A 21,254-nucleotide genomic window follows, 5' to 3' on the forward strand; every position below is an offset into this window, starting at 1 on the left:
CGGGGCGGATGCGGTGGGAGGAACAATGGTCCGGAGGATCGCCGGTTTGGCTAACCGGCGATCGTCGGCTATGTTGCGCCGCGAACGAACGGATCGGCGCCGAACCTGAACGCATCGGCCGATCCGGTGGTAGGCGACCGGGGCGCCTGTAACTCGCTGACGCGGTCGACCTTGCACCAGTCCGCTGCCCGTTGTCAGTAGTGCCCGCTAAGTTCCTCCCGAGCGCGGGGAGGGCGCCTTGGGCCGCAAGAAGCAGGACATGTGGATCAGGCTGATGGTGCTGTTCACCAACATGGGGCGCTGCGTCTACTGCGATGTCGCAGAATCACAGGAGATCGACCACGTCATTCCTGTGAAGCACGGGGGTCGGGACCACTGGTCCAATCTGGTCCCGGCCTGTGAGCCGTGCAACCAGGGCAAGAGCGCAAAGGGACTGTTGGCGTGGGTTGCTGAGCTGACGTATCAGCGCTACAGGGTGGAAGCCAGCACCTGGCCATACGGGGACAAGGGCCTGTGGTGGATGCGGGAGAGAATCGAGCGCGAATTCGACGAGGTCATGGCTCGCGTCGAGGGGGTCAAGTCGGAGTTGGACGACGAGGCGCGCAGGGACTGGTTCCTTGACCGCTATTGGCATCTCAGGAAGAACGATCCGGTCTACATCTGGCGTGGCTGGATTTCGAGCCACGTAGAGAAGGCCCGTGAGGAAGGCTGGCCGAAGCCGCCCCCGCCGCCGCGCATGAGGGTCGTACGAACCCGCCTCGGGCAGGTGATGGAGCCGATCCCAGAAGGCGAGGCAACGTGACGGTGGCCTGTACACAGGAGGGCCTGCCTGTCGTACGAGCCCGACTGTGTGCTGGCCGCCATCAGCGGAACGGGTTCTCCGTCCCGCGGTCGCCCTCACCGGCGGCATCCAGGAGTTCGAGCAGGTCAGAGCCCTCGGCTTCACGCTGGTCGATCCACCACCCGGCGCGGGTGATCGAGCGGGCCTTCTCTTCCAACTCTGCCCAGTCCGCCTCGTCCCAGGAACCCTCGACGACCAAGGCGGCGTACGCCGAGGTCATCAGCTGGTGGCGGGATCGCTCGCCCCAGTCCAGAGCCTTCTCCGGTCCCTCCAGCTGCGGCATGTCGAACTGCTTCGCCCACGCGGCGGCAGCCTCCTGCTCCGCAGCCCGCTTGGCCGCGAGCCACTCCTCCTTGGACTGCGTGTCGGCGTCACGGGCCGCCTTCCAGCAGTCGGTGCAGTCCCGGCCGGCGAGCCAGCGGGCGAAGCCGGCCCGCCGGTCGGCCGACCGGTTCGACAGATCGTGGGTGACGGTGTGTCCACAGTTGTGGACGACCTCGAAGGACGTGGCCACCCCCGGCGAGTTCCGCTTGATGGGCGTTACGTTCGAGGTCTGGCTGCTGGTCTGGGTCTTCAAATCAGGTGCCTCTCGTTGGCGGTTGGGGTGACGGCCTGCGTCGTTGCGCAGGGCCGTGCATCAGATGCGCGATTCATGCGGCGAACGGAGTAGGTCCGGAACGCCTGGTGGTTGTCTCGGGGACGCTTCCGCCTTCTGCGTCGTCTCAGCGCGTCCTGCGGATGGCGTCTGTGGCCGCCGTGGCGATGGCGGCGGGAGCGCTGGAGGGCCGGGGCAGGTGCAGCAAGGTGGTCCCCGGCAAGTGGCGGGACTCCGCGGTGAGGGTGAGCTGGAGTACGGCGCAGCCGGCGGTCGTGAGCTGCTTGACGCGGGTGACGGCTTGAGCGGTTTCGTCGCTGCCGTAGTGGGCGTCGGTGACGATCACGAGGAGGCGGCCGGCGCCGGGGCGGCTGAGTTCGAGGCCGTGGTCGAGTGCGTCGATGGCGTCGCCGAGGTTGTGGTGGCCGCCTGTGGCGTCGAACGTCGTCACGCGCTCTGGTGCTCGGTGGCTGGGTCGGGTCAGTGCGGTCAGGTGCCTGTCATAGGCGATGGTGGCGGTACGGGAGTCGGGGTCGGTGAGGGCTGCTGCGCGTGCCACGATCCAGGCAGCGGACGCGACGGGCGCGCAGGCGGCACGCATGGAGCCGGAGACGTCGACGGCGATACCCACGCGCAGCGGTGGGGTGGGGGAGTTCCGGCGGCGGGTGTGGGTGAACGGTTCCGCGGTGGGGACCGATCCGGCCGCGCGTTGAGCGTCGCGGGCGAGGGCCGCTCGCATGTTGAGGCGGCCGGGCGGGGTGGGGCTGGTGGTCCGTTCCTCGGTCCGCTCGCGGTAGGCGGCTGCACGCAGGGCGCGGCTCAGGCGTGCGGCGGCACTCTGCTCGGCGGCGGTGGGCCTGCGGGTGCCGGTGACCGGGTTGTTGCGAGGCGCCGGTGTGCCGTCGGGGGCGACGGTGGTGCCACGGGGGTTGAAGACCGACTTGGCGGTGGCGGCGGCTTTGCGCCGCTGGCCGGCCCGCTGGGCGCGGTCCTGAGCCTGCGCCTTGGACCGGGCGGCCATGGCGTTGGCCGCTGCGGCCTGTGCCGCGAGGTCGGCGGCGTCGGTGGCTGCCGTACTGTCCATGACGACCCTCACGGCGCCGGACAGCAGATCGGTGAGGTTCTCCGGCACGGGCAGGGCGGGGGCCGCGGTGTCCAGAGCGTCGCACCATTCTTGAGCGTGCGCGAGCATGGTCGTGGCGTCGTGGTCGCCGCACTGGTGGGCTGCGATCCAGATGCTGGTGAGCGTGGCCAGCAGGTCTGCGCCCAGCACCTTTTCGCACAGATCGGCGACGGCCCGGGTCTCGCCGGCGTCCAGGATGCCGACGTCACGGCGGCCGAGGATCAGGGCCGCCACGGCGGCGGCGTGCTCGATGCCCTGGAGGGTGGGGTGGGCGATGTCGGGCATGACCAGGGTTCGGGCGCTGGTGCGCAGGTACGTGCGGTCCGTGGGCCGCCTGGTCAGGTGTGCGCCTTCGACACGGCTCTCCTCCAGCAGGAGTGCGGCCTCGACGACGCGGGGGTTCGCTCCGGCAGGCGCCGTCCAGACGGAGTGGGCCGCGTGCGCGGCCTCGTGGACGAACACTCCCCAGGCGGCGGGATACCGCTCCTCGTCGCCCACGATCCGCGGATGGATCTCGTGGGGCTGGAGCGGGGCGAACAGGCCGGCGTCGAACTCGACCTCGCCCAGGGTCGGGAAGTAGGCGGCGGGTGCGCCGCTGCGCGTGCCGGGGCGGCAGGTGACGAGGAGGTCCTGGCGCCCGGAGAGGGCGACCAGCCGATCGCCGAGTTCGGCTCCCACGCGCAGCCACGCGGCCGGGGAGGAACGGGGCTGCGCGGGCGGGGCGCCGTCGTCGTCCCATCGCGCGAGGTCGGCGTCGTCCTCCGGCGTGGTGGCGGGGGCCTGGACGTGGCGGTGGGCGCTCATCGCGAGCGGCCCCGGTGCGCGGAGCCGGTGCTGCCCGGAGGCTGCCGGACGACCGAGGCGGAAAGCTGCTTGCCGAGGGTGAGGGGCGCGACCTCCTTGACGCCGACAGCCTTGATGATGGCTGCGGCGACGGCGTCGCGATCCTCCACAGGAGCGATGCCGACCAGGTTCGCGAGCGCGGCCTTGGTGCCGAGGACGGCCTCGGTCTTCTGGTAGCTGATCAGTTCCCGCAGCTGGGGGGCCCAGCCCAGCTCGCCGAGTTCGACCTGGCGGGCGAGGTGCCGGGCGACCCGGACCACCCGGGCATCGATCTTCAGCGCCAGGGCGAGGTCGTAGTCCGTGCCGATCTGGATCTGCACGCTGAACCGGCTCGCGAGCGCCTCCGTCAGCACCGCGCCGTGGACGCCGGGATTGTGGCCCGCCACCACGTAGAAGCCCGGCTCGGCCTTGATGGTCTCGCCCTTGTGGGCCTTGACCTGGATCTGCCTGCGCCCGTCCATCGCCGGATACAGCGCCGCCAGGACCTTCGGCGAGATCAAGGTGGCATCGTCGATCAGCAGGGCGCGGCCCTCGGTCATCGCGGTGACCAGCGGACCGTACTGGAAGACGTAGTTGCCGCCGTCGTCCTGTGTGTACTCGCCGATCAAGTCGCCGACCGTGGTGTCGCCGTCACCGGCGACGGTGAGCAGGTCCGGGAACGCCGCCTCGACCAGACTCGTCTTGCCGGTGCCCGGAGGGCCGTAGAGCAGCACCGGCACGTCGGCATCGCGCAAGCGATTCAACGCCTCGACGTCGGGCAGATCGGCCAGCTCCCGGGGGTGGTAGAGCTGGCCCCCTGCCCGGCGGATGGGGCCGGTCTGCCTGGGCGTGGCTGCCGCGAGAATGGTCGTGCGGGCCGTGGCCGCCTGGGCGCGGGGAGAGTGGGTGCCCGGCGGACTGATCACAGCGGTCTGCGCAGCTGCGGCGGTCTTCGCGTTCGCTCGGAACTCCGGTTGTCCGGTTCCGCCTTGGTCGGCCTCCCCGCGTGTCACCAAGGTCAGGGCCGCGTTGCGGACGGCGCCGTGGGAGTGGCCCAGCTGCCTGGCCATCTCCCCGATGGTGAGCGCGTCCGCCGGCCGGTCGGCCAGCAGTCGGGCCACCTTGGCCCGCAGCTCGCCGCCCTTGGTGCGCGTAGGCGTTACGGGTGTGGTCAAAACGAGATTCCTTCAACGGGTGCGGGTGGGGTTGGCGATGCGCTGGAGAGGCCGACCGATCCGGGACCGGATCACGGACTGTGCCGCCATCGGCGACGGGTCAACCGGGGCGCACCGTCGGCGCTCATCCGCCGACAGAGGACTGAGTCCAGGTGCACGGGGTGTCCGGCGACGAGTAGTTCGCCGGCTGCCGAGCAGGCCCGTGCGTCCGCTCCGTATCAGGTTCCGTCGATCGGCAGGCGCAGACTGGCGCCTCTTCGAATCCGTCCTGGAGCAGGATCCGCCGGGCGGCGGCGTTGTAGCTGGTGGTGGTGATCTCGCTGGTGATGGTGTGCCGGATCGTCATGAACGGCTCTGCTGGTGCTTCGGGCATGGAGGATCTCCTATCGGTGGTGTCGTGGATCAGGGCGTCTTGTGCCGGCCGCGGCGGTCCTGGTGTCCGGAGTGGCCGAGGCGTCGGCGTGCGGCGAGCAGGACGACGAGCGCGAAGGCCGCGCCGGCGGCAGGGAGCGCTGCGGTGGTGAGGGGCTGCTCGGCGAGGCGCCCGGCCAGGGCGGTGCCGGCGGACTGTCCGGTGCCGATCGACAGGATCAGCCACGCGTACGCCTCGCTCGTGCGACCGGCGGGGGTCAGGGCGTCGGTGGTCACGTAGGCGCATGCGACCACGACGGTCAGGAACACACCGGGCACGGCGACCGCGGCGGGAGCCGCGTACGGGCCCGGGAGAGCAACGAGCGGGAGCCAGCCGGCCAGGAAGAAGGTTCCGCCGCCGATCAGCCGATCCGTGGTGGTACTTCTCCAGCGGCGGCGTCCGTAGAGGAGGCCGCCGAGGAAGCTGCCGGTCGAGAACGCGGCGGGCAGGATCCCGGAGAGCAGATCCTGCCCGTGACGCTCGGCCATGGCGACCGCCCACACGTTCATGGCCCCGATCGCGAACCCGATGCCGGTGAGGGAGACGAACAGCAGCACCAGGCCGGGGCTGGCCAACCGGTGTGCCACCCCGGCCTGTGCCTGCGCGGACGGTGTCGGACGCCAGAGCCGGGACGGCGGCGCGAAGGCGACCACGACGGTGCCGACCAGACCGAAGGCGGCGGTGACGGCAAGCGCGACGGGCGGGGTGTACGAAGCGGCGAGCGCGGCGACGAGCAGGGGGCCGGCGATGTACAGCAGGCCCTGCGTGCCGGTGTCGAGGGCGAGCGCGGCGTGCCGCAGCCGCGAGTCGGGCAGCACGCTCGGCCACAGCGCCCGGAGCCCTGCCTCCAAAGCGGGCGTGGTCAGGCCGCTGGCGACGACGATGGCTGTGGCCAGGCCCGGTCCGCCGTACGGTCCGGCCAGCGGGAGGGCCACCAGGAGAGCCGAGTTGAGCAGGGCGGCGGGAAGATGTACCGCGGTCTGGCCGTAGCGGTCCATGAGGCGCCCCTTGACCGGTTGGGCCAGAGCGGACGCGAGCCCGTACAGGGCGCTGAGCAGCCCGCCGAAGGCGATGCTGCCGCCGCTCGTGGTGGCCCACAGGACGATGGCGACGGGCGCCATGCCGTTGGGGAGGCGGCCGACGAGGGTGCCGCCGAGCAGGCGGGCGACGTACGGGCTGACCAGCACCGCGCCGTAGGTGATGCGCGGTGCTTGGGCCGGGGGTGCGGTCAGGGACAAGAAGGGTTTTCTCTCGGGGGAGGCGACGCCTCAGCGGTGGCGGGCGGCCGTGCTGGTGCGAGGTGGCGGCGTGGGCGGTGCGGTGTCCACGGCAGGGCTGGGGCGGAAGCGCGGTACGGGAGTGCGGTGCGGCGGCAGGACGGCGACGGTCGCGCCGAGGTCCTCGGCCGCCTCCTCGACTACGCGGGCGAGGAACTCGACCTGGCGGCCGAGTGCGGCGAGCCGGGCGGCGATCTGACGGCCCTGCACGGTCTCCAGCGCACCGGCGAACTGGGCGCCGGTTTCCAGGAGTTCCTGGAGGCGGGCCATCGGGCCCGCGTCGTAGCCGCGCTGGGTGGCGCTGAGGAGCGCGTTGGACGCGTCACCGGCGTGCTGGGCCTCGACGATGTCCCGGATGAGTTCCTGCAGCGACACCTCGGGCGCGGGCGCGGCCCGGTTGAACTCGGAGACATCGGCCCGCAGTACACCGGGCGGAACTGCGGCGGGCAGGATCTGTCCGGCTTCGTATTCATGGGCGTAGTGGCCGATCACCTGCCAGCCCGGTGCGTCCGGGTCGCCTCTCAGCGCGACCACCGTCGAGTCGTCGTTCTCGACCAGGTAGGCGAGGGTGATCGGCTGTCCGTCCGCGGCGTACCAGGACTCGGTGAGCTGCAGCTCGCCCCGCCTCTGCGCGGCCCGGGCGAGCTCGGTCCACATCTGCTGCTCTTCGCCGGTCAGCGGGGCCTTGTGCTGTTGGCGCTGGTCGAGGTCGGCGAGGTGACTGGCGATGAAGCCGTGGTCCGCCCAGGTGGTGAGGTGCGGCCACAGAGCCTTGAACTGGGCGCGTTCGCCCGCGGGGCCGGGGGCGGTCGGCCGGTCGAGCACTCGGCGGATCGCGGCAGTGGAGGCGGCCAGGCTGTCCAGCACGGTCCGCCACCCAGCCAGGTGCCGGGTGGGCGGCAGCTCATCGAGCGCACGGCGGGCAGTATCGAGCAGGGCATCGGCGCACGGCGCAAGGTACGTGGTGTACGCCTCGGCGGCCGCCCTGTCGCGGTGGGCACGCACATCGGCGGCGGCGTCTTGGTGGACGGTGCGTCCGTAGCGGTCGCGGGTCATGTCCAGCGCGGTCTCGGTCTCGCGGTCGATGACCGCCATCCGCAGCCGGAAGTTGCGGGCCCCGTCGGTGAGGCTGCTTCCGGGTGTCATCGGGATCGCCCGCCGCCTGCGGCCGTCAGGTGGACGGTGGGCGCGTAGGTGGGCCTCGGCGGGATCGGCCGGGCGGTCGGCGGGGAAGTGGTGGGTGGCGCGGCGCGCTGTGTGGTTCGGCCGGCAGCGGCCTGCGCGAGCCCGCTGCGCCGCTCCTGCAGTCCGCTCGGGCGGATCGGGCGCGGCGGGCCGGCCGATGCAGCGGGGTCGAGAGCGATGTCGGCGTGCACCGTGTAGCCCTGTCGCCGCAGGTCGTGGACGGCCTGACGGGTGCGGCGGGGGCCGTCGTTCTCGGGTTCGACGAGCCGGTACAGCCGCGGTTGCCCGGGGACGGGCTCGAACTGCTCTCGCTCCAGGAACCAGTGGGCGAGGTGCGCGGGCATGGAGGCGGTGAAGGAGGCGACGAAGCCGTAGTCCTTGTGGGTACCGAAGGCGAAGTGGGTGCCGGGTTGCAAAGGGGCGGGATTCTCCTCACAGGTCGGTGGTGGAGCTGATCGGCGTCTGTCATGCGCAGGGCGGGCAGTGCGAAGGGCTCAGTGGAGTGGGAGCAGCGAGAGCCGGTGGCGCTGGCGCGCGCAGGCCGGCATCGGGGAGGGGCTCATTGCCGGTGGGCCGTACGGCGGATCAGGGCGATGACGGCGGCCTCGTCGGTGCCCGTCGACAGGCGGCCGACGCCTCCTTCGTTCGGCAGGAAGTCCGTCCCCGCCCGGGCGCTGCTCGCCCGTGGTGATGCCGACGCCCGTGCTCCGCCTGGGCAACGGGGCGTCCCGCGTGTCAGCCGTGGATCGGATCCGCGCGGCTGTCCAGGATGGAGCGGAGACTGTGGCCGTACTGCCAGGCGTGATTGCGGGCCGCCGCCTCCAGCTGGTCGTACCCGAGCTGGGCCGTCATCTGCCCGCCCCACTTCCGGTACCGGTACACAGGGACCGGGAGCAGGACGCCGGGAGCGAGGTTCGAGGTGCCGACGGCCGCCATGTAGTCCTCGCCCTGGACGAGTCCGCCCATGCCGCCGGCTGCGCGTACGAGGCGGGTGCGGGCGAGGATCGTGGTGGGTCCGATCGGGATGGTGTCCTCGGGGCGCGGCCAGTAGGTGATCACGTCGCCGGCCGCGTGGTAGCCGGGCGGGGTGGGGCACTTCCACAGGCGCGTCGTACCGTCCGGCAGCCAGTCTTCGCTGTATCCCGCGACCCACCCGAGCCGGTCGGTGAAGGCTTCCAGACGCAGGCCCAGGCTCCAGACGGGGAAGAGGTCATCGTCATCGGCCCAGTTCACGAACTCCGTACGGACCTGGGTTAGGCCGAGGTTGCGGGCGCAGGCGGCACCGACCGGACGCGGCAGAACGAGGGGCCGGATGCGCGGGTCGGCTGCAACCGAACTGGGGAGCAGCTGCGGGTCGGCCCCGTCGAGGACGAGTACGGCTTCCCACGGCACGGTCTGCCGGGCAAGGCTCGCGTGCATCTCCTCCAGGTAGGGCAGGCGCTCGGGGCGGAGCTGGGTGGCGATGACGACGGTGATCTGCGGGACGGACAGCGAAGGGCTCCTGTGTTCGGAGTGGGGGCGGGGCGGCCAGCGACGGGCGGCCGTACGGGACGTGCCCGGTGTTGCGGGAAGGGGGGAGGCTGTGGACGGCGCTGGGGAGCGGGCTGGCGTGACGATGGGCTAGGAGGCGGGGTTGCCGAAGTCAGTGAGGGGGTCGGCGTCCGGGGCGGGATGTGGCGACATCGTGGGGAACACCTCGACGCCGGACGGGCGCAGGACGTATCTCCAGAACGGTGGACGAGCTGCCCAGAAGGTGCTGGTCGGCTGGCGTGAGCACGCGGAGGGCTCAGTGCATTCGGGCGTCGGTGTCGAAGAGCGTCAGCTCGTGGCTGTGCAGAAGGTGTTGAACGATGAATGATCGTCCGGCGACCTTCCACAGGCCCCGGCCGCGGTTCAGGTGTGCGATGGCGTCCATCTCGACCGAGGTGAGGCCGAGCAGGGAGGCCGCGGCCTGGAGCTGGTCGTTCTCCTGGCGGTAGATGATGCGGGTGGAGCAGTCGGCGAGGAGGCCCTCGGCGAGCGCGCGGCCCTGTGAGCCGGCGTCGCCGGCGGTGAGCAGGTCGGACAGGCGGTGGATCACCAGGAGGTTGGCGATGCCAAGGCCGCGGGACAGTTTCCACTGGGCCTGCATCCGCTGCAGCAGGCCGACGTGCCGCATCAGGCGCCATGCCTCGTCGTACACGATCCAGCGCCGGCCGCCGTTCGGGTCGGAGAGGGCGGACTCCATCCAGGCGGAGGCACAGGTCATGGCCAGGACGAGGGCCGTGTCGTCTCCGGAGCCGCCGAGCCGGGAGAGGTCGATGGTGAGCATCGGCGCGTTCGGGTCGAAGGCGACGGTGGAGGGGGCGTCGAACATCCCGGCGAGGTCACCGTGGACCAGGCGCCGCATCGCGTGGGCCAGGTCTCGGGCCGCGTCGCCGAGCTGCCCCGACATGATCCCGGCGGCCTCGTCGAGCGCCCGGGGATCGTTGAGGGTCGCGGCGATGTCACCCAGGAGCGGGGTGCGGCCGGTGGCGGCAGCGTGGCTGACGACGGCGTCCAGGGCAATGTCCAGGGCGGTGTGCTCCATGGGCATCAGGTCCCGGCCCAGGACGGTCCGGGCGAGGGAGCCGAGCAGGAGCAGACGCCGTTTGCGGATCTCGCCGACCCAGTCGGCCTCCGAGACGCCCGCGGGGCGCGGGGCCGCGTCGAGCGGGTTCAGCCGGCCGGGCAGTCCGGGCCCGAGGGCCACTGACCGTCCGCCGAGGGCCTCTGCCACCGGTGTCCACTCGCCCTTCGGGTCACACGGGACGTAGACGCGGTACCCGAAGGCGATCGAGCGCAGCGCGAAGGACTTGGCCAGCGCGCTCTTGCCCTGGCCGATGACGCCGGCCAGGAGGAGGTTCGGGTTGGTGAAGCCCTCGACCTTGCCGTACAGCGCGAACGGGTCGAAGACGAAGGACGCCTCGGCGTGGACGTCGCGCCCGATGTAGATGCCTTCTGCGCCGAGGCCGCCTTCGGCGAGGAACGGATACGCGCCGGCGGCCACGGCGGTGGTCATGCGGTGGGCGGGGAGTCTGAGCCGGTTGTGGCGGGCGGAGGCGGGGCCGGGGCGTCCGCCCGGAGGATAGAGCGGGGCCGGTGTCTCGTGGTCGGCCGATGTGGTCTCGGCCTGGTGGGCGCTGGCTTCCGCGCGGGCCTTGGCGGCGGCTTCGGCGAGCTGCCGGCGAGCGGCCTTTCGGCTGGCCCGGTCGGTGCCATGGGGGGTGAACAGGGGAGACGCGGAGGCGCGGCGGGCGCGGCGTGCGGGCCGGTGACTCATCGGTGGCCCTCGTTTCTGCGGGTCGTGCTCATCGCGCGCAGGCCGTGGTGTGCGCGCGGAGGTCGGTGGGGGTGGTCTTGCGCCGGACGACGTGGCCGGCAGCGAGGTGGCGCTGGCAGATGGTCAGCACGGGCGGTCCCTCGGGCAGCCGCTCCGGACGGCACGTGCTTGCCGTGGTGCCCGCCGTCAGGCTGCTAGGCAGCAGGTGGAACGCGGCGTGGACTTCGCTGGCGGCCTGCCACAGGTGGGTGTGAGCGGTGGCCAGGTGACGGCCGGCTGCCGGATGCGGTGGCCGGGTGGTCTCGGCGAGGCGGTCGAGGAGCCGGAGCACGGTGGTGAGGTGGGCGTGGAGCACATCGAGGTGCAGGCGGTCCGCCGCCGGGGGCGGGCCCGTGTCCGACGGTGCCAGCGCGCGGGTGTGGTGGCGTACTCCGGCGTTCGCGGCGCGGAGATAGGGGTGGGCGTCGGCCGGGTGGGCGGGGGAGGTCAAGGCGGTGGTCCTTCCTGCCGGGAGGCAGGGGTGGCGACGGGGGTTCCGCCGCAGACGATCGGAGGGGGCCAGCAGGACCGGGACGGGCCTGGGTCACAGGGCGGTCCGGGCGAGCGGGAGCGCGCTGAGGGCGAAGGCGTCCGGCTGCTGGTAGTTGAGCCGGCGCAGGTCGACGCCCGAGGTGACGGCGTGGGTTTCGATCTGCGCGCAGGCGGCGTCCAGGAGGGCGTCGGTCTCGGCGGTGACGGTGATCAGACCCGTGAGCGCCACGTCGGCGTGACCGGCGATGAGCTGGCGTTCGCGGGTTTTGACGTCGGCGTACTCGACGGAGTCTTCCTCGCTGTCGACCTGCCCCCGGCGGGCGCGTTCGTTGGCGTCGGCGATGATCGCGGCCTTCTTCCGCTGGACGTCCCGCAGCGCGGACTCGAGCCCCTGCGGCACGTATATGAGGGAGAGGCTGCGCCGCACGCCGGCCGTGAACATCAGCCCGTGCAGGAATCCGGCCCCGATCTCGGTGCGCGGCCAGTTCTCCACCCAGTACGTCGCGTGCCGTGCGCTGTCGGTGGCGATCCGGTCGTACTCCTCGACCTGGACGACGGGCCCGGCGGCGGCCGGGTCGGCCTCGGCGCGGCCCGTCTCGGACCACTGCTGGAGTGCGCCGAGGGCCTTCGGGTCGTAGGCGGTGCGGATGACGGCGGCGATCTCCCGCGAGCTGAGCCATCCGGTCACCTGGAGGCCGGCGGTGCGGGCGGCCTGGGCGATGGAGGCGGTGGTCTGCTCCATGACGGTGAACGCTCCGGGCAAGCCTCCGCCGGCCTGAGCGATGAGCCGCCTGGCGGCCTTGAGGTCGAGGGAGATGGCGAGGTAGGTCTCGTGCGGGGCTGCGGCGGGGCCGGCGGAGGCGACCAGCTCGGAGTAGATCTGGCCTGCGACCGGGGCTTGGGGCTGTCCGTTCTGGGTCCAGTGGCGGGTGAGGGTGTCGCCGCTGTCGGGGACGGTGCGTTCCAGGACCTGCACGGTGGCGATGTGCCCGCTGCGGGCGATGCTCGCCAGCGCGCGTCCCCAGCTGGTCACGTTGTGGTTCTGGGTGGCGGGGTCGAGGAGGGCGAAGGCGCGGGAGGTGACGCGGGCGATGGCGGTCAGCGTCTGCTGGTGGGGGTCGTGTACGGCCGCGGCGCCGTTGGCGGAGTCGCCGGGGGTGACCACCTTGAGGGAGGCGGCGCTGCCGGGCAGGTGCAGGACGCCGTCCTGCCGGGGGCGGGTGACGGGACGGGCGAGCCAGAGAGTCTGGCCGGTGCGGCGGCGGTGTGCGTGGCGAGCGACGATCGGCATCCAGTCGATGAGGGAGCGGCCGTGCCGGCGGATCGCGACGAGCGCACCGGAGGCCGCCCACAGGGGAGTCAGGGCGACGGCACCGAGCAGTCCGGTGGAGACCACCGTCATCAGCAGCAGGGCCAGGGTGGCAGAGACGAGGACGAGTTGGGGCAGGGAGAGGCCGAGGAGGATGCCGCGGCGGGACCGGTGCGGGAACTTCACCGTGACCGGGGCGACGGAGAGATCAGTCAAGGGACGGGTCCTGGGGATGCGGGCGGAACCCGGGGGCGGGAGGTGGCGTGCACGTCCCGCCCCCGGTAGTCGGGCAGGGGATCAGAGGCCGGCCGGAGGCGGCGGTGAGGCCGCTCCGCCGTACGTGGCGTTCTGTGAGCCGAAGGACGGGGATGCGCCCTGCGGCGGTGGGGTCGTGGTCGGCGGAGTGGACTGCCATCCGCCGCCCTGGCCGGAGGCGCGGTTCGTTCCGGAACCGCCCTGCCCCGGGCTGCCGCCCACCTGGCCGCTGGTGTCGGCGGACACGCTCGTCGGCGCGGGCTGGACGGCCTTCTCCAGACCGGACTTGATGGCATCACCACCGGGCGAGACGCCCGTTCCGCCGCTCGACGAGCCTTCCTTGCCTTCTCTGCCTGCGCCGGTCGGGTGGGCGGCGATGTCGCCGGGGAAACCATCGCCACCAGCCGCGGACGGGCCCTGCGGGGCGGCACTCGCTCCGGCTGCCGCACCACCGGTTCCGGCGGTGGCCGCCGCTGCGGCGGCCTTCCGGGCGGCCTTCTCGGCATGTGCCTTGGCGATCTGCGCTCCGGCGCCGCCGGCCCGGTGGATGGACTCGCCGTCCGTGCCCTCGGCCGCCCAGTGCACGAACTTGAAAACGGCGTACGGGCACAGCAGTACGAGGACCATGATGACGATGCCGGCCATGACGTCGGCGAGGGCCGCCACACCGTCCTTGGCCTCCGTCCGGCCCATGGCGGCGATGCCGAGCACGAAGATCACGGTCATCAGCAGCTTGCTGACCACGAGGGTGGCGGTGGCCTCGATCCAGCCCCGGCGCCAGCGCCGAGCGACCTCCCAGCCGCCTCCGGCGGACGCGAAGATCGCCAGGGTGACCATGACCAGGATGCCCACCTTGCGGACCATCATCACGCACCAGTAGAGGATCGCGCCGATCGCGGCACCGAGGCCGGCGACGACCGGTACGAGCCAGCCCAGTCCGGCGAGGGCGCCGATCTGGTTGACCTTCACGATGCGCCGCACAGCTGAGGCGATGTCCAGCTTCGCGGCCTTGAACAGGCCGTCGGAGATCGCGTCGACGACTTCGACGGCGACCGTGGTGAAGGCGATGGCGCAGAAGGCGAACAGGACGCCGCCCATGGTGCCGGTGAACGCCTGGGTCAGGGCTTGTCCGTCGCGGCGGACGGCGGCCCGGACCAGCTGCGCGCAGAACGTGGCGACCAGCAGGACCAGGCCCAGCGGCAGCAGCATCTCGTAGTTGTCGCGGAACCATCCGGCGTTCAGGTCCACCTTGGTGGTGGTGTCGACGGCCTCGGCGGCCAGGTCGGCAGCGGCGGCGGCGAGCTCGCCTGCCGACTTCGCCATCCAGTCGCCGATCGCCTTGCCGGGGTTGGAGGCGAAGTCCACCGCGTCGCCGACGGCGCACAGCTTGTCCGCCAGGGGGAAGTCACAGAAACCCACGAGGAGTTACTCCTCCTTTCTTATGCCAGGCGCGGGTCACTGCGTGACGCTCGGAGCGATGGCGGCGAGAGAGCAGTCGTGGCTGGGCCGGCACTGCACGGCGAGCGTCACGGCACGCGCCTCGGCCCCGGCGCCGCCGTTCTTCCAGGCGATCTGCTGCTTGCCGTTCACGGTGACGACGTAGATGTACGCCTTCGTGATCGCGGAGGGCTCCTCGGTCAGGGCCTGCTTGAACGCGCCGGGGTAGTGGCCTTCGAGGGCCGTTCCGGTGGCGTTCTGGTCCTGGTCGGCCAACCGCGACCACAGCACCGGATCGGGCACCTGCCCGACGACGGAGGCCCAGTCGGCGTACTTGGTCTCGCTGGTCATCCACGCCCGCATCCCGGCGAGTTGCTGGTCGCGGCTGGTGGTGCGGGTGTCGTAGGACCACAGCATCTGGGCCGCGGCCTTGGCGTAGGCGACGGGCTCGGCGATCCGCGGGGGATGGGGAACGGACCCGGATCCGGCCGCGGGCTTCGGGGCGGCCTCCGAGGAGGACGTGCTCGATGCCGGGGCCGGAGCGGCGGTGTCCGGCACCCGGTGGCCGTTGTTGCTGCCGGACAGCCAGGCGACGACCGTGGCGACAGCCAGGAGGACGGCGACGGTGGCGGCGACGATCGCGATGCGCCGGTTGCCGGACCAGCCGGCGCCGTACGAGGACAGCGAAAGGGAGGAGAATCGTTTCTGCATCACTGGACCTGCGACCCGAGGGCCGAGAAGAAGCTCACGATCCCGTTGGCGGCGCCGAGGCCGAGGGCGGCGCCGGCTGCAACGACAGCGCCCTTCTTGCCGTTGGCCTCGGCCTGGTGGCCACCGGTGTGGTGGCCCCAGGCCCACACGCCGAGCGAGACGGCGAGGGCACCGACGACGGCGATGATCCCGAACATGTTGATCGAGTTGACGACGTTCTTCAGCACGGAGAGTCCGGGCAGGCCGCCGCCCTTGGGCGAGATCCCAGGGTCGAAGGCGAGCTGGATGACGTGGTCTGCGAGGGGGAGGGGCATGGGTGTGGCGGGGCTCCTTGCGTGCGCAGGCCGAGCGGGCCCGGGCGGAGGTGAAGAAGAGGGGGAGGGGCGCGCGAGCGGCGCGAGAAGGGGCCGGCGTCAGATGACGCGGCGGGCGGCGAGGACGTCCCAGTCCTTGAGCGGCGTGATCCGGACCGGCTTGCCGGTGCGTGGGGCCTCGATCACGAGCCCCTCGCCCATGTACATGCCGACGTGTTCCGGGCGGGCCGCGGTACCGCGGCTGAAAATCAGGTCGCCGGGCTTGAGCGCCTTGACGGAGACGGCCTTGCCCTCGTTGACCTGCGTGTACGTGGTGCGAGTGAGCTGGATGCCGGCCTTGGCATACGCCTGCTGCATCAGGCTGGAGCAGTCGCAGCGGCCCATCGGATCAGGGCCGTGTGCGGCTGTGCACGAGCCGCCCCACTGGTACATCGTGCCGAGCTGGTGCATCGCCCAGTCGATCGCGGTGCGGGCGCGCGGGTCGGCGTCCTTCGGGATCGAGTAGCCCTTCGGGACGGCACCCTCGGGGATCGGCCCGTACTGGGACCCGTCCTGCGTGCTGCAGCTCGAGGAGGAGGTGTCACCGGTCTCGTCGCCGGCACCGTCCGAGTTGCCGGGGAAGGTGGCGGCGATGGCCTTCTGCAGGGCGGTCGCCAGCGGCTCCCACTGCGCGTACGCGTCCGGGAAGCCGGACTTCTGGACGGCTTGGGCTGCCTGGGTGACGGTCATCTGCTGCCAGCCGTCCACGGCGAGGAGAGCCTTGTAGAAGCGCTCGCTCGCGTAGACCGGGTCACGGATCTGCTGGGCGGTGCCCCAGCCCTGCGAAGGGCGCTGCTGGAACAGGCCGAGCGAGTCGCGGTCCCCGTAGTTGAGGTTGCGCAGCCGCGACTCCTGCATCGCCGTGGCGAGCGCGATGATCTGCCCCTTCTTCGGGACGTCGAGGCTGATGCCGGTGGCCACGATCGTCTGGGCGTGGGGGATCTGCTCGGTCGGCAGGTCCAGGCCCTCGACGCGGACATCCTCGCCGGACGCCCCGTCGAGGATCTTGGTCACCTGGTCGGCGACCTTGCCGGCGTCGATGTCCGTCAGGCAGTTGCTGACGGAGCCGGTGGTCTGCACGGCTTCGGCGGAGGCGGCCAGCGTCATGCCGGTGCCGGCGATCAGGAGCGGGGAGAGGAAGACGGCGCCGATACCGGCGGCGAGCGCCTTCAACCGGTGCTGATGGCTCGCGGGTCAGCGGTTTCGGGCAGGGGTGGGTAGCGAGACGTCATGGACGTGTCCTTCGGGGTGCGGTGTCCGGCGTGCCGCGTGCGCGAGGCGTGTCGGAAGGGCGCGGCAGCCGGGGTGGGCGATCGGTGCGGGCCGGCGCGGGCGAGTTGCCGCTCGCTCCATGCGGCCGGGCCGTCAGCTAAGCGTTGTCCCGTAACTCGGGGCAGAGGCTGGTGGTCCATTACAGGCAGATCAGCCTGTCCGGTTACGCCCCGACTCGTGCCCTCAACGCGGCCTCGTCAAAGCAGGTTGAAACGGACACCAGTAAGCAGTGCCCGGAGTTACGGGACAACCCTTAGGTGTGCCGGGGCAGGGGGAAACCTCCGTGAGGAAGGGCAGGAGAGGAGCCAGCGGCGGTGTGCGCCGGGCGGTTCAAAAACAGTAGGCGCGAAATGGCGGCTGACCAAAAAGTGGCGCGGAAGGTGCCGGAATCCGGCACCTCCGCCATGCACTTCTTGGTCGTCGGTGTTTTCGCCTCTACAGTTTTTGGACTCCCCTCGCCCTCCTCGGTCTGCGGCCCTGGGCTTCTGCATGCCCACCTTCGGCCCGCGAGGACTCCTTTTGCGCGACGGGCAGTTCCCTCCGTGCTTCCACCCGAATTGGGGTTCCTCTTTGCCTTTTTCCCTGCACCACGGTGATGCCCTCAGTGTCCTTGCCGGTCTGCCGGACGACTGCGTCGACTCCGTCATCACCGACCCGCCGTACAACAGCGGCGGGAGGACCGCGAAGGAGCGCACCACCCGCTCCGCCAGGGCGAAGTACACCTCCGCCGACGCCCAGCACGCCCTGCCGGACTTCACCGGCGAGAACATGGACCAGCGGTCCTACGGCTTCTGGCTGACGCAGATCATGACCGAATCCCACCGCCTGACGAAGGAGGGCGGCACCGCTCTGCTGTTCACCGACTGGCGCCAGCTCCCCGTCACCACGGACGCGATCCAGGCGGCCGGCTGGCTGTGGCGCGGGGTGCTCGCCTGGCACAAGCCGCAGGCCAGGCCGCAGAAGGGCCGGTTCACGCAGAACTGTGAGTTCATCGTCTGGGCGTCAAAGGGGGCGATCGACGGCTCCCGGAACCCTGTCTACCTGCCGGGCATGTACAGCGCCTCACAGCCCTCGGGAGCGAAGCGCCGGCACATCACCCAGAAGCCCGTCGAGGTGATGCGCGAACTGGTCAAGATCGCACCGCCGGGCGGCACGGTGCTCGACTTCTGCGCCGGATCCGGCTCCACCGGCGTCGCCGCCCTGCTGGAAGGCCGCGACTTCATCGGGGTGGAGAAGACCGCGCACTATGCGTCGATCGCGGCCGACCGGCTCACCGAGACGGTCCGCGGGACCCTGACGCAGGACGACGTAGTTCTCGCCGTCTAGAGCGTCAACTGCGCTGCCTTTGGCGGCAATCGACTCTCTTTTTCAGTCCCTTGCGGTTTCACCCCGCCAGCGTGCTCGTCATTCGCCGGCCGGTCTGTGCGCCGCCATCCGTGTCTCATAGGAGGCCGTACTTCTCATGCCCGAATCCACAGAACCCGCGGACGGCGGGATGCTGGAGCCGGTTCGCATTCCGGACCCGCAGCTGGAGGGAATCGAGGCGAGCGTCCGGCGGCTCATGGAGCAGTCGGAACAGCAGGCCCGGCAGCTCGACCACCTCTCCTCCGCTCCGGCCCCGGACCGATCGCCGTTCGCCGCGTTCGGCATGCCCGGGTTCGGCGGGGGGCCTCCCGCAGCGCCGCCGGAGCCCCGCCCGATCCTGGAACTCGCGGGGGAGGAGCGCGAGGACGAGCTGGACGCCCTGTCGGACTGGGTGGACGACTTCCTCCTCCCCGTCTACGGGGCGGAGGTCACCACCGCGGCGCCCTGGTGCCTGCAGTGGCAGGAGCACGACGACGTCGTGGCCTGGCTGCATGCCCTGTGGCTCGCCTACCAGCAGCACAAGGAACCCGACGCCGGCCTGGCCGGGATGTTCGTGTGGCACCGGGACTTCCTCACCCACGCCATCGCGGCGATCCGCGCGCCCGGCGGCCCGCTGTCGGCCTGCATGACCTCTCCCGACCGGCCCGCGCACCGCCTGCTGCCCGGCCCGCCGCCGTCCGCCCGTACGGAAACGGCGAGCGCAGCGCAACCCGCCGGTGCCGCGGAGCCGGACGAGCCGACGTCATGAGCGCGGGACAGCCGGCCTTCGGCCTGAGCTTCGACCCCCGTGCTCTGACCGACCTCCTGCAGGCGCCCGGCGACATCCGCGACCTCACCCTCTCCTACCTGCAGGAAGTCGTGAACGCCCAGCGCTTCGGACTGCGCCTCACCGGAGACCTGGAGGGCTACCGCAAGCTGTTCGTGGACGCCCGCAAGGACTGGCGCGTCGTTTACGGGCTCCGCCCCGCGCCCGCGGAGTCCACACATCAGCGGGAGATCCACGTCGTCGCGGTCCGGCCGCGCGCGGGCAACGACGTCTACGACGAGGTCGGCCGCCGCCTGGGGATGATGCGCCGGCCCTTGAGCGCCCGCACCCACGCGGCACGCTCCCGCTCCCCGCAGCTGACCACCCGCGCTCCCGTCCCCCGGCCCGGTCCGCCGCTCTCCGGCATGCCGGGCCTGCCCCGCCCTGCGCAGAATCCCGCGCACCATCACACCCGCTGAACCCGTGGAGCTCGCCTATGCCCCCTGAACCCGCGCCGGCGGCAGGCCGGCGTGCGGTTTCTCCGCTCGACCACCGCATCGAAGCCGTCACCGGCCATGACGTCGACACGCTGTGGGCCTTGCGCGACCGCGGTGTCCTCGACGAACCGCACGCCCGTCTGGTCGACCGGCACCGCGAGCTGGCCAGGGCCCAGACCAGCGTCACGTTCTACCTCAAGCTCCTCAACCGCCTCTCCAGCGGCGAGTTCCCCGTCGACACCGCCTGGTTCGAGCGCGTCGACCGTGCCGTGGACCAGATGGAGGAGGCCGCCGGTGAACGTGACGCCGCCGCCCGCAAGGTGCTCGCGGCCCTGGAACCCATCGAGGCCGCCACAGCAGCACCGGTGCGCGGGGAAGGAACGCTCACGACCGAGGACCAGGCGGCACTGCTCGCTATCGCCGGCGGAGCCAAGCTGTATGAGCACCTGCTGACCGGCCGGCTGTCGGTGACCGTCGCCTCCGGCACCCGTATCCCCTATGCCGAGGTGCGGAAGCTGGAGGACGCCGGCCTGGTCGTCCGGGATACCGGCCACCCCTTGCACGCCGGCCAGCCGGTCGCTCTGACCGATGCGGGCCGCGCCGCGCTGTTCGCGGCCCGCCGGGCGCCCACCACCAGGCAGGTGACAAAGCCCCCGGCCCGGCCTGGGGCATGGCCGTCCACCCCGGCTCGGCGGCGCTGATCCCACCGAAAGGCTCTTGTTGTCCTCCACCGAACCCGCGCCCGCCAGGAAGCCCGTCCCCGTCGTTGATTTCGGCCTGGACGACTTCGACGCCGACGAAGAGGTCCTCCTCGACTTCGATCGCCGGGTCGGAGTCGGGGAGATGCTCACCCCGCTCGCCGAGCACCACTCCGCCGATGGCGTGCACAGCTACTACGTGTTGTTCGACGGATCCGTCACCTGGGGAATCCCCGGTATGCCGCAGCTGATGGCCCTGCACCTTCAACGCGACCGGCAGAAGCGGACGTTCACCTTCGAGGGGAAACGGCTGCCGCTGCCCGCGATGGCGCAGTCCTGGCTCATCCACCGTGGCTGCCCGCCCGAAGCCATCGTCCTCGACCCCGAGCTGGGGCCACCGGCGTCGGACGAGACGACGCGCGCACTGGAACGCCGTCTCGCCGGCGACGGCGACCACTACGCCATGGGCTACTCCTACACCCGCGACGACCCGGACGACATGGTCACCGTCGTCGCGCTGCGCGCCCTGGACGAGCGGGCCCCCAGCCCGTTCCGCGTCCTGGTCGAAGAGGTCGACACCGACGCATGGACCCACACCCTGCGCGAGGGCGGCTTCGCCACCCAGGCCGAGGCCCTGCGCTGGTGTTACAGCCGGCTCGACGGCGAGGCCGCGCCCCTCCCGCCGGTCCGCCCGGCAGCCGCAGCCACCCGCCCGGCCGGCTTGCCCAAGGCCCCTGCCGCACACCCGCCCGGCCGCTCGCGCTGAGCACCACCGCCGACGAGAGCGGCGAAACATAGCCGACGATCGCCGGTTAGCCAAACCGGCGATTCTCCGGACTCTTAGTGCAGCCGCCGGGACGACGCCCGCAGCGGCCACCCATCTCATCCCTATGCCTTTACGGAGGTCTCTTCAGCATGCGCTCCACCCGAATTGCCATCACCGCGGCGATGCTCGGCGCCATCACCCTGCCGGTGCTGTCCGCCACCACCGCCAGCGCGGCACCCGCCGCCGCTCCCACGGCCCTCGCGACCAGCTGCTACGACCTGCCGCCGCTGCCGTACGAGGTGCACACCGCGGCCGTCACCATCCGGTCGAAGGCCACCTCGAACTCCACCGCCCTCGGCATCCTCTACCGCAGCCACAAGTTCACCGTGCACAAGAAGAGCGGCAACTGGCTCTACATCACGGACAGGACCACGGGCGTCAAGGGCTGGGTCTCCGGCACGTACGTCTACCGCGACGTCCGCATGTGCCTCGACTGAGAGCCGCACCCGCGCCCTTTCCCGTCCCACCGGCTGAGCTACCGGGACGCCTGCGAACTCCCCACCTTCCCCTCCGGTATCGCCTTC

At 71.5% G+C, this 21,254-nt stretch carries 22 protein-coding genes; 7 read left to right on the forward strand and 15 right to left on the reverse strand.

Annotation, left to right across the window (positions count from 1 at the left end; all coding sequences use genetic code 11):
* Positions 1 to 238 precede the first annotated feature (238 nt).
* Positions 239 to 802 carry an HNH endonuclease gene (locus IE326_RS32980; protein ID WP_190044093.1) on the forward strand — a complete coding sequence of 188 codons (564 nt, stop codon included), beginning with the start codon at positions 239 to 241 and terminating at the stop codon, positions 800 to 802.
* Between the two features lie 61 nt (positions 803 to 863).
* Here the strand turns inward: IE326_RS32980 and IE326_RS32985 are convergent, their stop codons facing one another.
* From IE326_RS32985 to IE326_RS33055, 15 genes are all read right to left on the reverse strand, one after another.
* Positions 864 to 1,355 (reverse strand): hypothetical protein, encoded by a 492-nt coding sequence (locus IE326_RS32985; RefSeq protein ID WP_190044276.1) that lies wholly within the window; start codon positions 1,353 to 1,355, stop codon positions 864 to 866.
* Between the two features lie 208 nt (positions 1,356 to 1,563).
* The gene (locus IE326_RS32990) at positions 1,564 to 3,363 is read right to left on the reverse strand and encodes a vWA domain-containing protein (protein ID WP_190044094.1); all 1,800 of its coding nucleotides are present in this window, start codon (positions 3,361 to 3,363) and stop codon (positions 1,564 to 1,566) included.
* A complete protein-coding gene (locus IE326_RS32995) occupies positions 3,360 to 4,502 on the reverse strand; it encodes an AAA family ATPase (protein WP_190044277.1) in 1,143 nt (380 codons plus the stop codon). Before IE326_RS32995 ends, IE326_RS32990 begins: the two co-directional genes overlap by 4 nt.
* A gap of 178 nt (positions 4,503 to 4,680) precedes the next feature.
* Positions 4,681 to 4,902: a hypothetical protein gene (locus IE326_RS33000; RefSeq protein WP_190044278.1), complete on the reverse strand. Its 222-nt coding sequence runs from the start codon at positions 4,900 to 4,902 to the stop codon at positions 4,681 to 4,683.
* Between the two features lie 56 nt (positions 4,903 to 4,958).
* Positions 4,959 to 6,206 (reverse strand): MFS transporter, encoded by a 1,248-nt coding sequence (locus IE326_RS33005; RefSeq protein WP_229915761.1) that lies wholly within the window; start codon positions 6,204 to 6,206, stop codon positions 4,959 to 4,961.
* 30 nt (positions 6,207 to 6,236) lie between these two features.
* On the reverse strand, positions 6,237 to 7,391 hold the full coding sequence (locus IE326_RS33010; protein WP_190044095.1) for a hypothetical protein: 1,155 nt from the start codon (positions 7,389 to 7,391) through the stop codon (positions 6,237 to 6,239).
* Positions 7,388 to 7,846 carry a hypothetical protein gene (locus IE326_RS33015; protein ID WP_190044096.1) on the reverse strand — a complete coding sequence of 153 codons (459 nt, stop codon included), beginning with the start codon at positions 7,844 to 7,846 and terminating at the stop codon, positions 7,388 to 7,390. The genes IE326_RS33010 and IE326_RS33015 overlap by 4 nt, the downstream gene beginning before the upstream one ends.
* Positions 7,847 to 8,165: 319 nt before the next feature.
* A complete protein-coding gene (locus tag IE326_RS33020) occupies positions 8,166 to 8,906 on the reverse strand; it encodes a glycosyltransferase family 2 protein (protein WP_190044280.1) in 741 nt (246 codons plus the stop codon).
* A 310-nt stretch (positions 8,907 to 9,216) separates the two neighbouring features.
* On the reverse strand, positions 9,217 to 10,731 hold the full coding sequence (locus IE326_RS33025; protein WP_190044097.1) for a VirB4 family type IV secretion system protein: 1,515 nt from the start codon (positions 10,729 to 10,731) through the stop codon (positions 9,217 to 9,219).
* A 28-nt stretch (positions 10,732 to 10,759) separates the two neighbouring features.
* The gene (locus tag IE326_RS33030) at positions 10,760 to 11,221 is read right to left on the reverse strand and encodes a DUF6238 family protein (RefSeq protein ID WP_190044098.1); all 462 of its coding nucleotides are present in this window, start codon (positions 11,219 to 11,221) and stop codon (positions 10,760 to 10,762) included.
* Positions 11,222 to 11,314: 93 nt separating this feature from the next.
* Complete coding sequence (locus IE326_RS33035; RefSeq protein ID WP_190044099.1) at positions 11,315 to 12,787, reverse strand: SCO6880 family protein; 1,473 nt, start codon at positions 12,785 to 12,787, stop codon at positions 11,315 to 11,317.
* Positions 12,788 to 12,868: 81 nt separating this feature from the next.
* Positions 12,869 to 14,245 (reverse strand): SCO6881 family protein, encoded by a 1,377-nt coding sequence (locus tag IE326_RS33040; RefSeq protein WP_190044100.1) that lies wholly within the window; start codon positions 14,243 to 14,245, stop codon positions 12,869 to 12,871.
* 36 nt (positions 14,246 to 14,281) lie between these two features.
* Positions 14,282 to 14,974 (reverse strand): hypothetical protein, encoded by a 693-nt coding sequence (locus IE326_RS33045; protein WP_190044101.1) that lies wholly within the window; start codon positions 14,972 to 14,974, stop codon positions 14,282 to 14,284.
* Positions 14,974 to 15,288: a DUF6112 family protein gene (locus IE326_RS33050; RefSeq protein ID WP_190044102.1), complete on the reverse strand. Its 315-nt coding sequence runs from the start codon at positions 15,286 to 15,288 to the stop codon at positions 14,974 to 14,976. The genes IE326_RS33045 and IE326_RS33050 overlap by 1 nt, the downstream gene beginning before the upstream one ends.
* Before the next feature lie 99 nt (positions 15,289 to 15,387).
* Positions 15,388 to 16,500 carry a C40 family peptidase gene (locus IE326_RS33055; protein ID WP_190044103.1) on the reverse strand — a complete coding sequence of 371 codons (1,113 nt, stop codon included), beginning with the start codon at positions 16,498 to 16,500 and terminating at the stop codon, positions 15,388 to 15,390.
* A gap of 669 nt (positions 16,501 to 17,169) precedes the next feature.
* On the opposite strand from IE326_RS33055, the gene IE326_RS33060 reads away from it, so the two are divergent.
* The 6 genes from IE326_RS33060 (at position 17,170) to IE326_RS33085 (ending at position 21,167) form a co-directional block, all read left to right on the forward strand.
* Complete coding sequence (locus IE326_RS33060; RefSeq protein WP_190044104.1) at positions 17,170 to 17,925, forward strand: DNA-methyltransferase; 756 nt, start codon at positions 17,170 to 17,172, stop codon at positions 17,923 to 17,925.
* 235 nt (positions 17,926 to 18,160) lie between these two features.
* Positions 18,161 to 18,712 carry a DUF4913 domain-containing protein gene (locus IE326_RS33065; protein WP_229915790.1) on the forward strand — a complete coding sequence of 184 codons (552 nt, stop codon included), beginning with the start codon at positions 18,161 to 18,163 and terminating at the stop codon, positions 18,710 to 18,712.
* Positions 18,709 to 19,188: a hypothetical protein gene (locus IE326_RS33070; protein WP_190044106.1), complete on the forward strand. Its 480-nt coding sequence runs from the start codon at positions 18,709 to 18,711 to the stop codon at positions 19,186 to 19,188. Before IE326_RS33065 ends, IE326_RS33070 begins: the two co-directional genes overlap by 4 nt.
* Before the next feature lie 17 nt (positions 19,189 to 19,205).
* Complete coding sequence (locus IE326_RS33075) at positions 19,206 to 19,907, forward strand: hypothetical protein (RefSeq protein WP_190044107.1); 702 nt, start codon at positions 19,206 to 19,208, stop codon at positions 19,905 to 19,907.
* Positions 19,908 to 19,923: 16 nt separating this feature from the next.
* Positions 19,924 to 20,670, forward strand: a complete 747-nt coding sequence (locus IE326_RS33080) for a hypothetical protein (RefSeq protein WP_190044108.1) — start codon at positions 19,924 to 19,926, stop codon at positions 20,668 to 20,670.
* A 182-nt stretch (positions 20,671 to 20,852) separates the two neighbouring features.
* Positions 20,853 to 21,167 carry an SH3 domain-containing protein gene (locus IE326_RS33085; RefSeq protein WP_190044281.1) on the forward strand — a complete coding sequence of 105 codons (315 nt, stop codon included), beginning with the start codon at positions 20,853 to 20,855 and terminating at the stop codon, positions 21,165 to 21,167.
* The last annotated feature ends 87 nt before the right edge of the window (positions 21,168 to 21,254 follow it).

Origin of the sequence: Streptomyces filamentosus (genome assembly GCF_014654895.1) — a bacterium.
In the GTDB taxonomy this organism is placed as follows: domain Bacteria; phylum Actinomycetota; class Actinomycetes; order Streptomycetales; family Streptomycetaceae; genus Streptomyces; species Streptomyces filamentosus.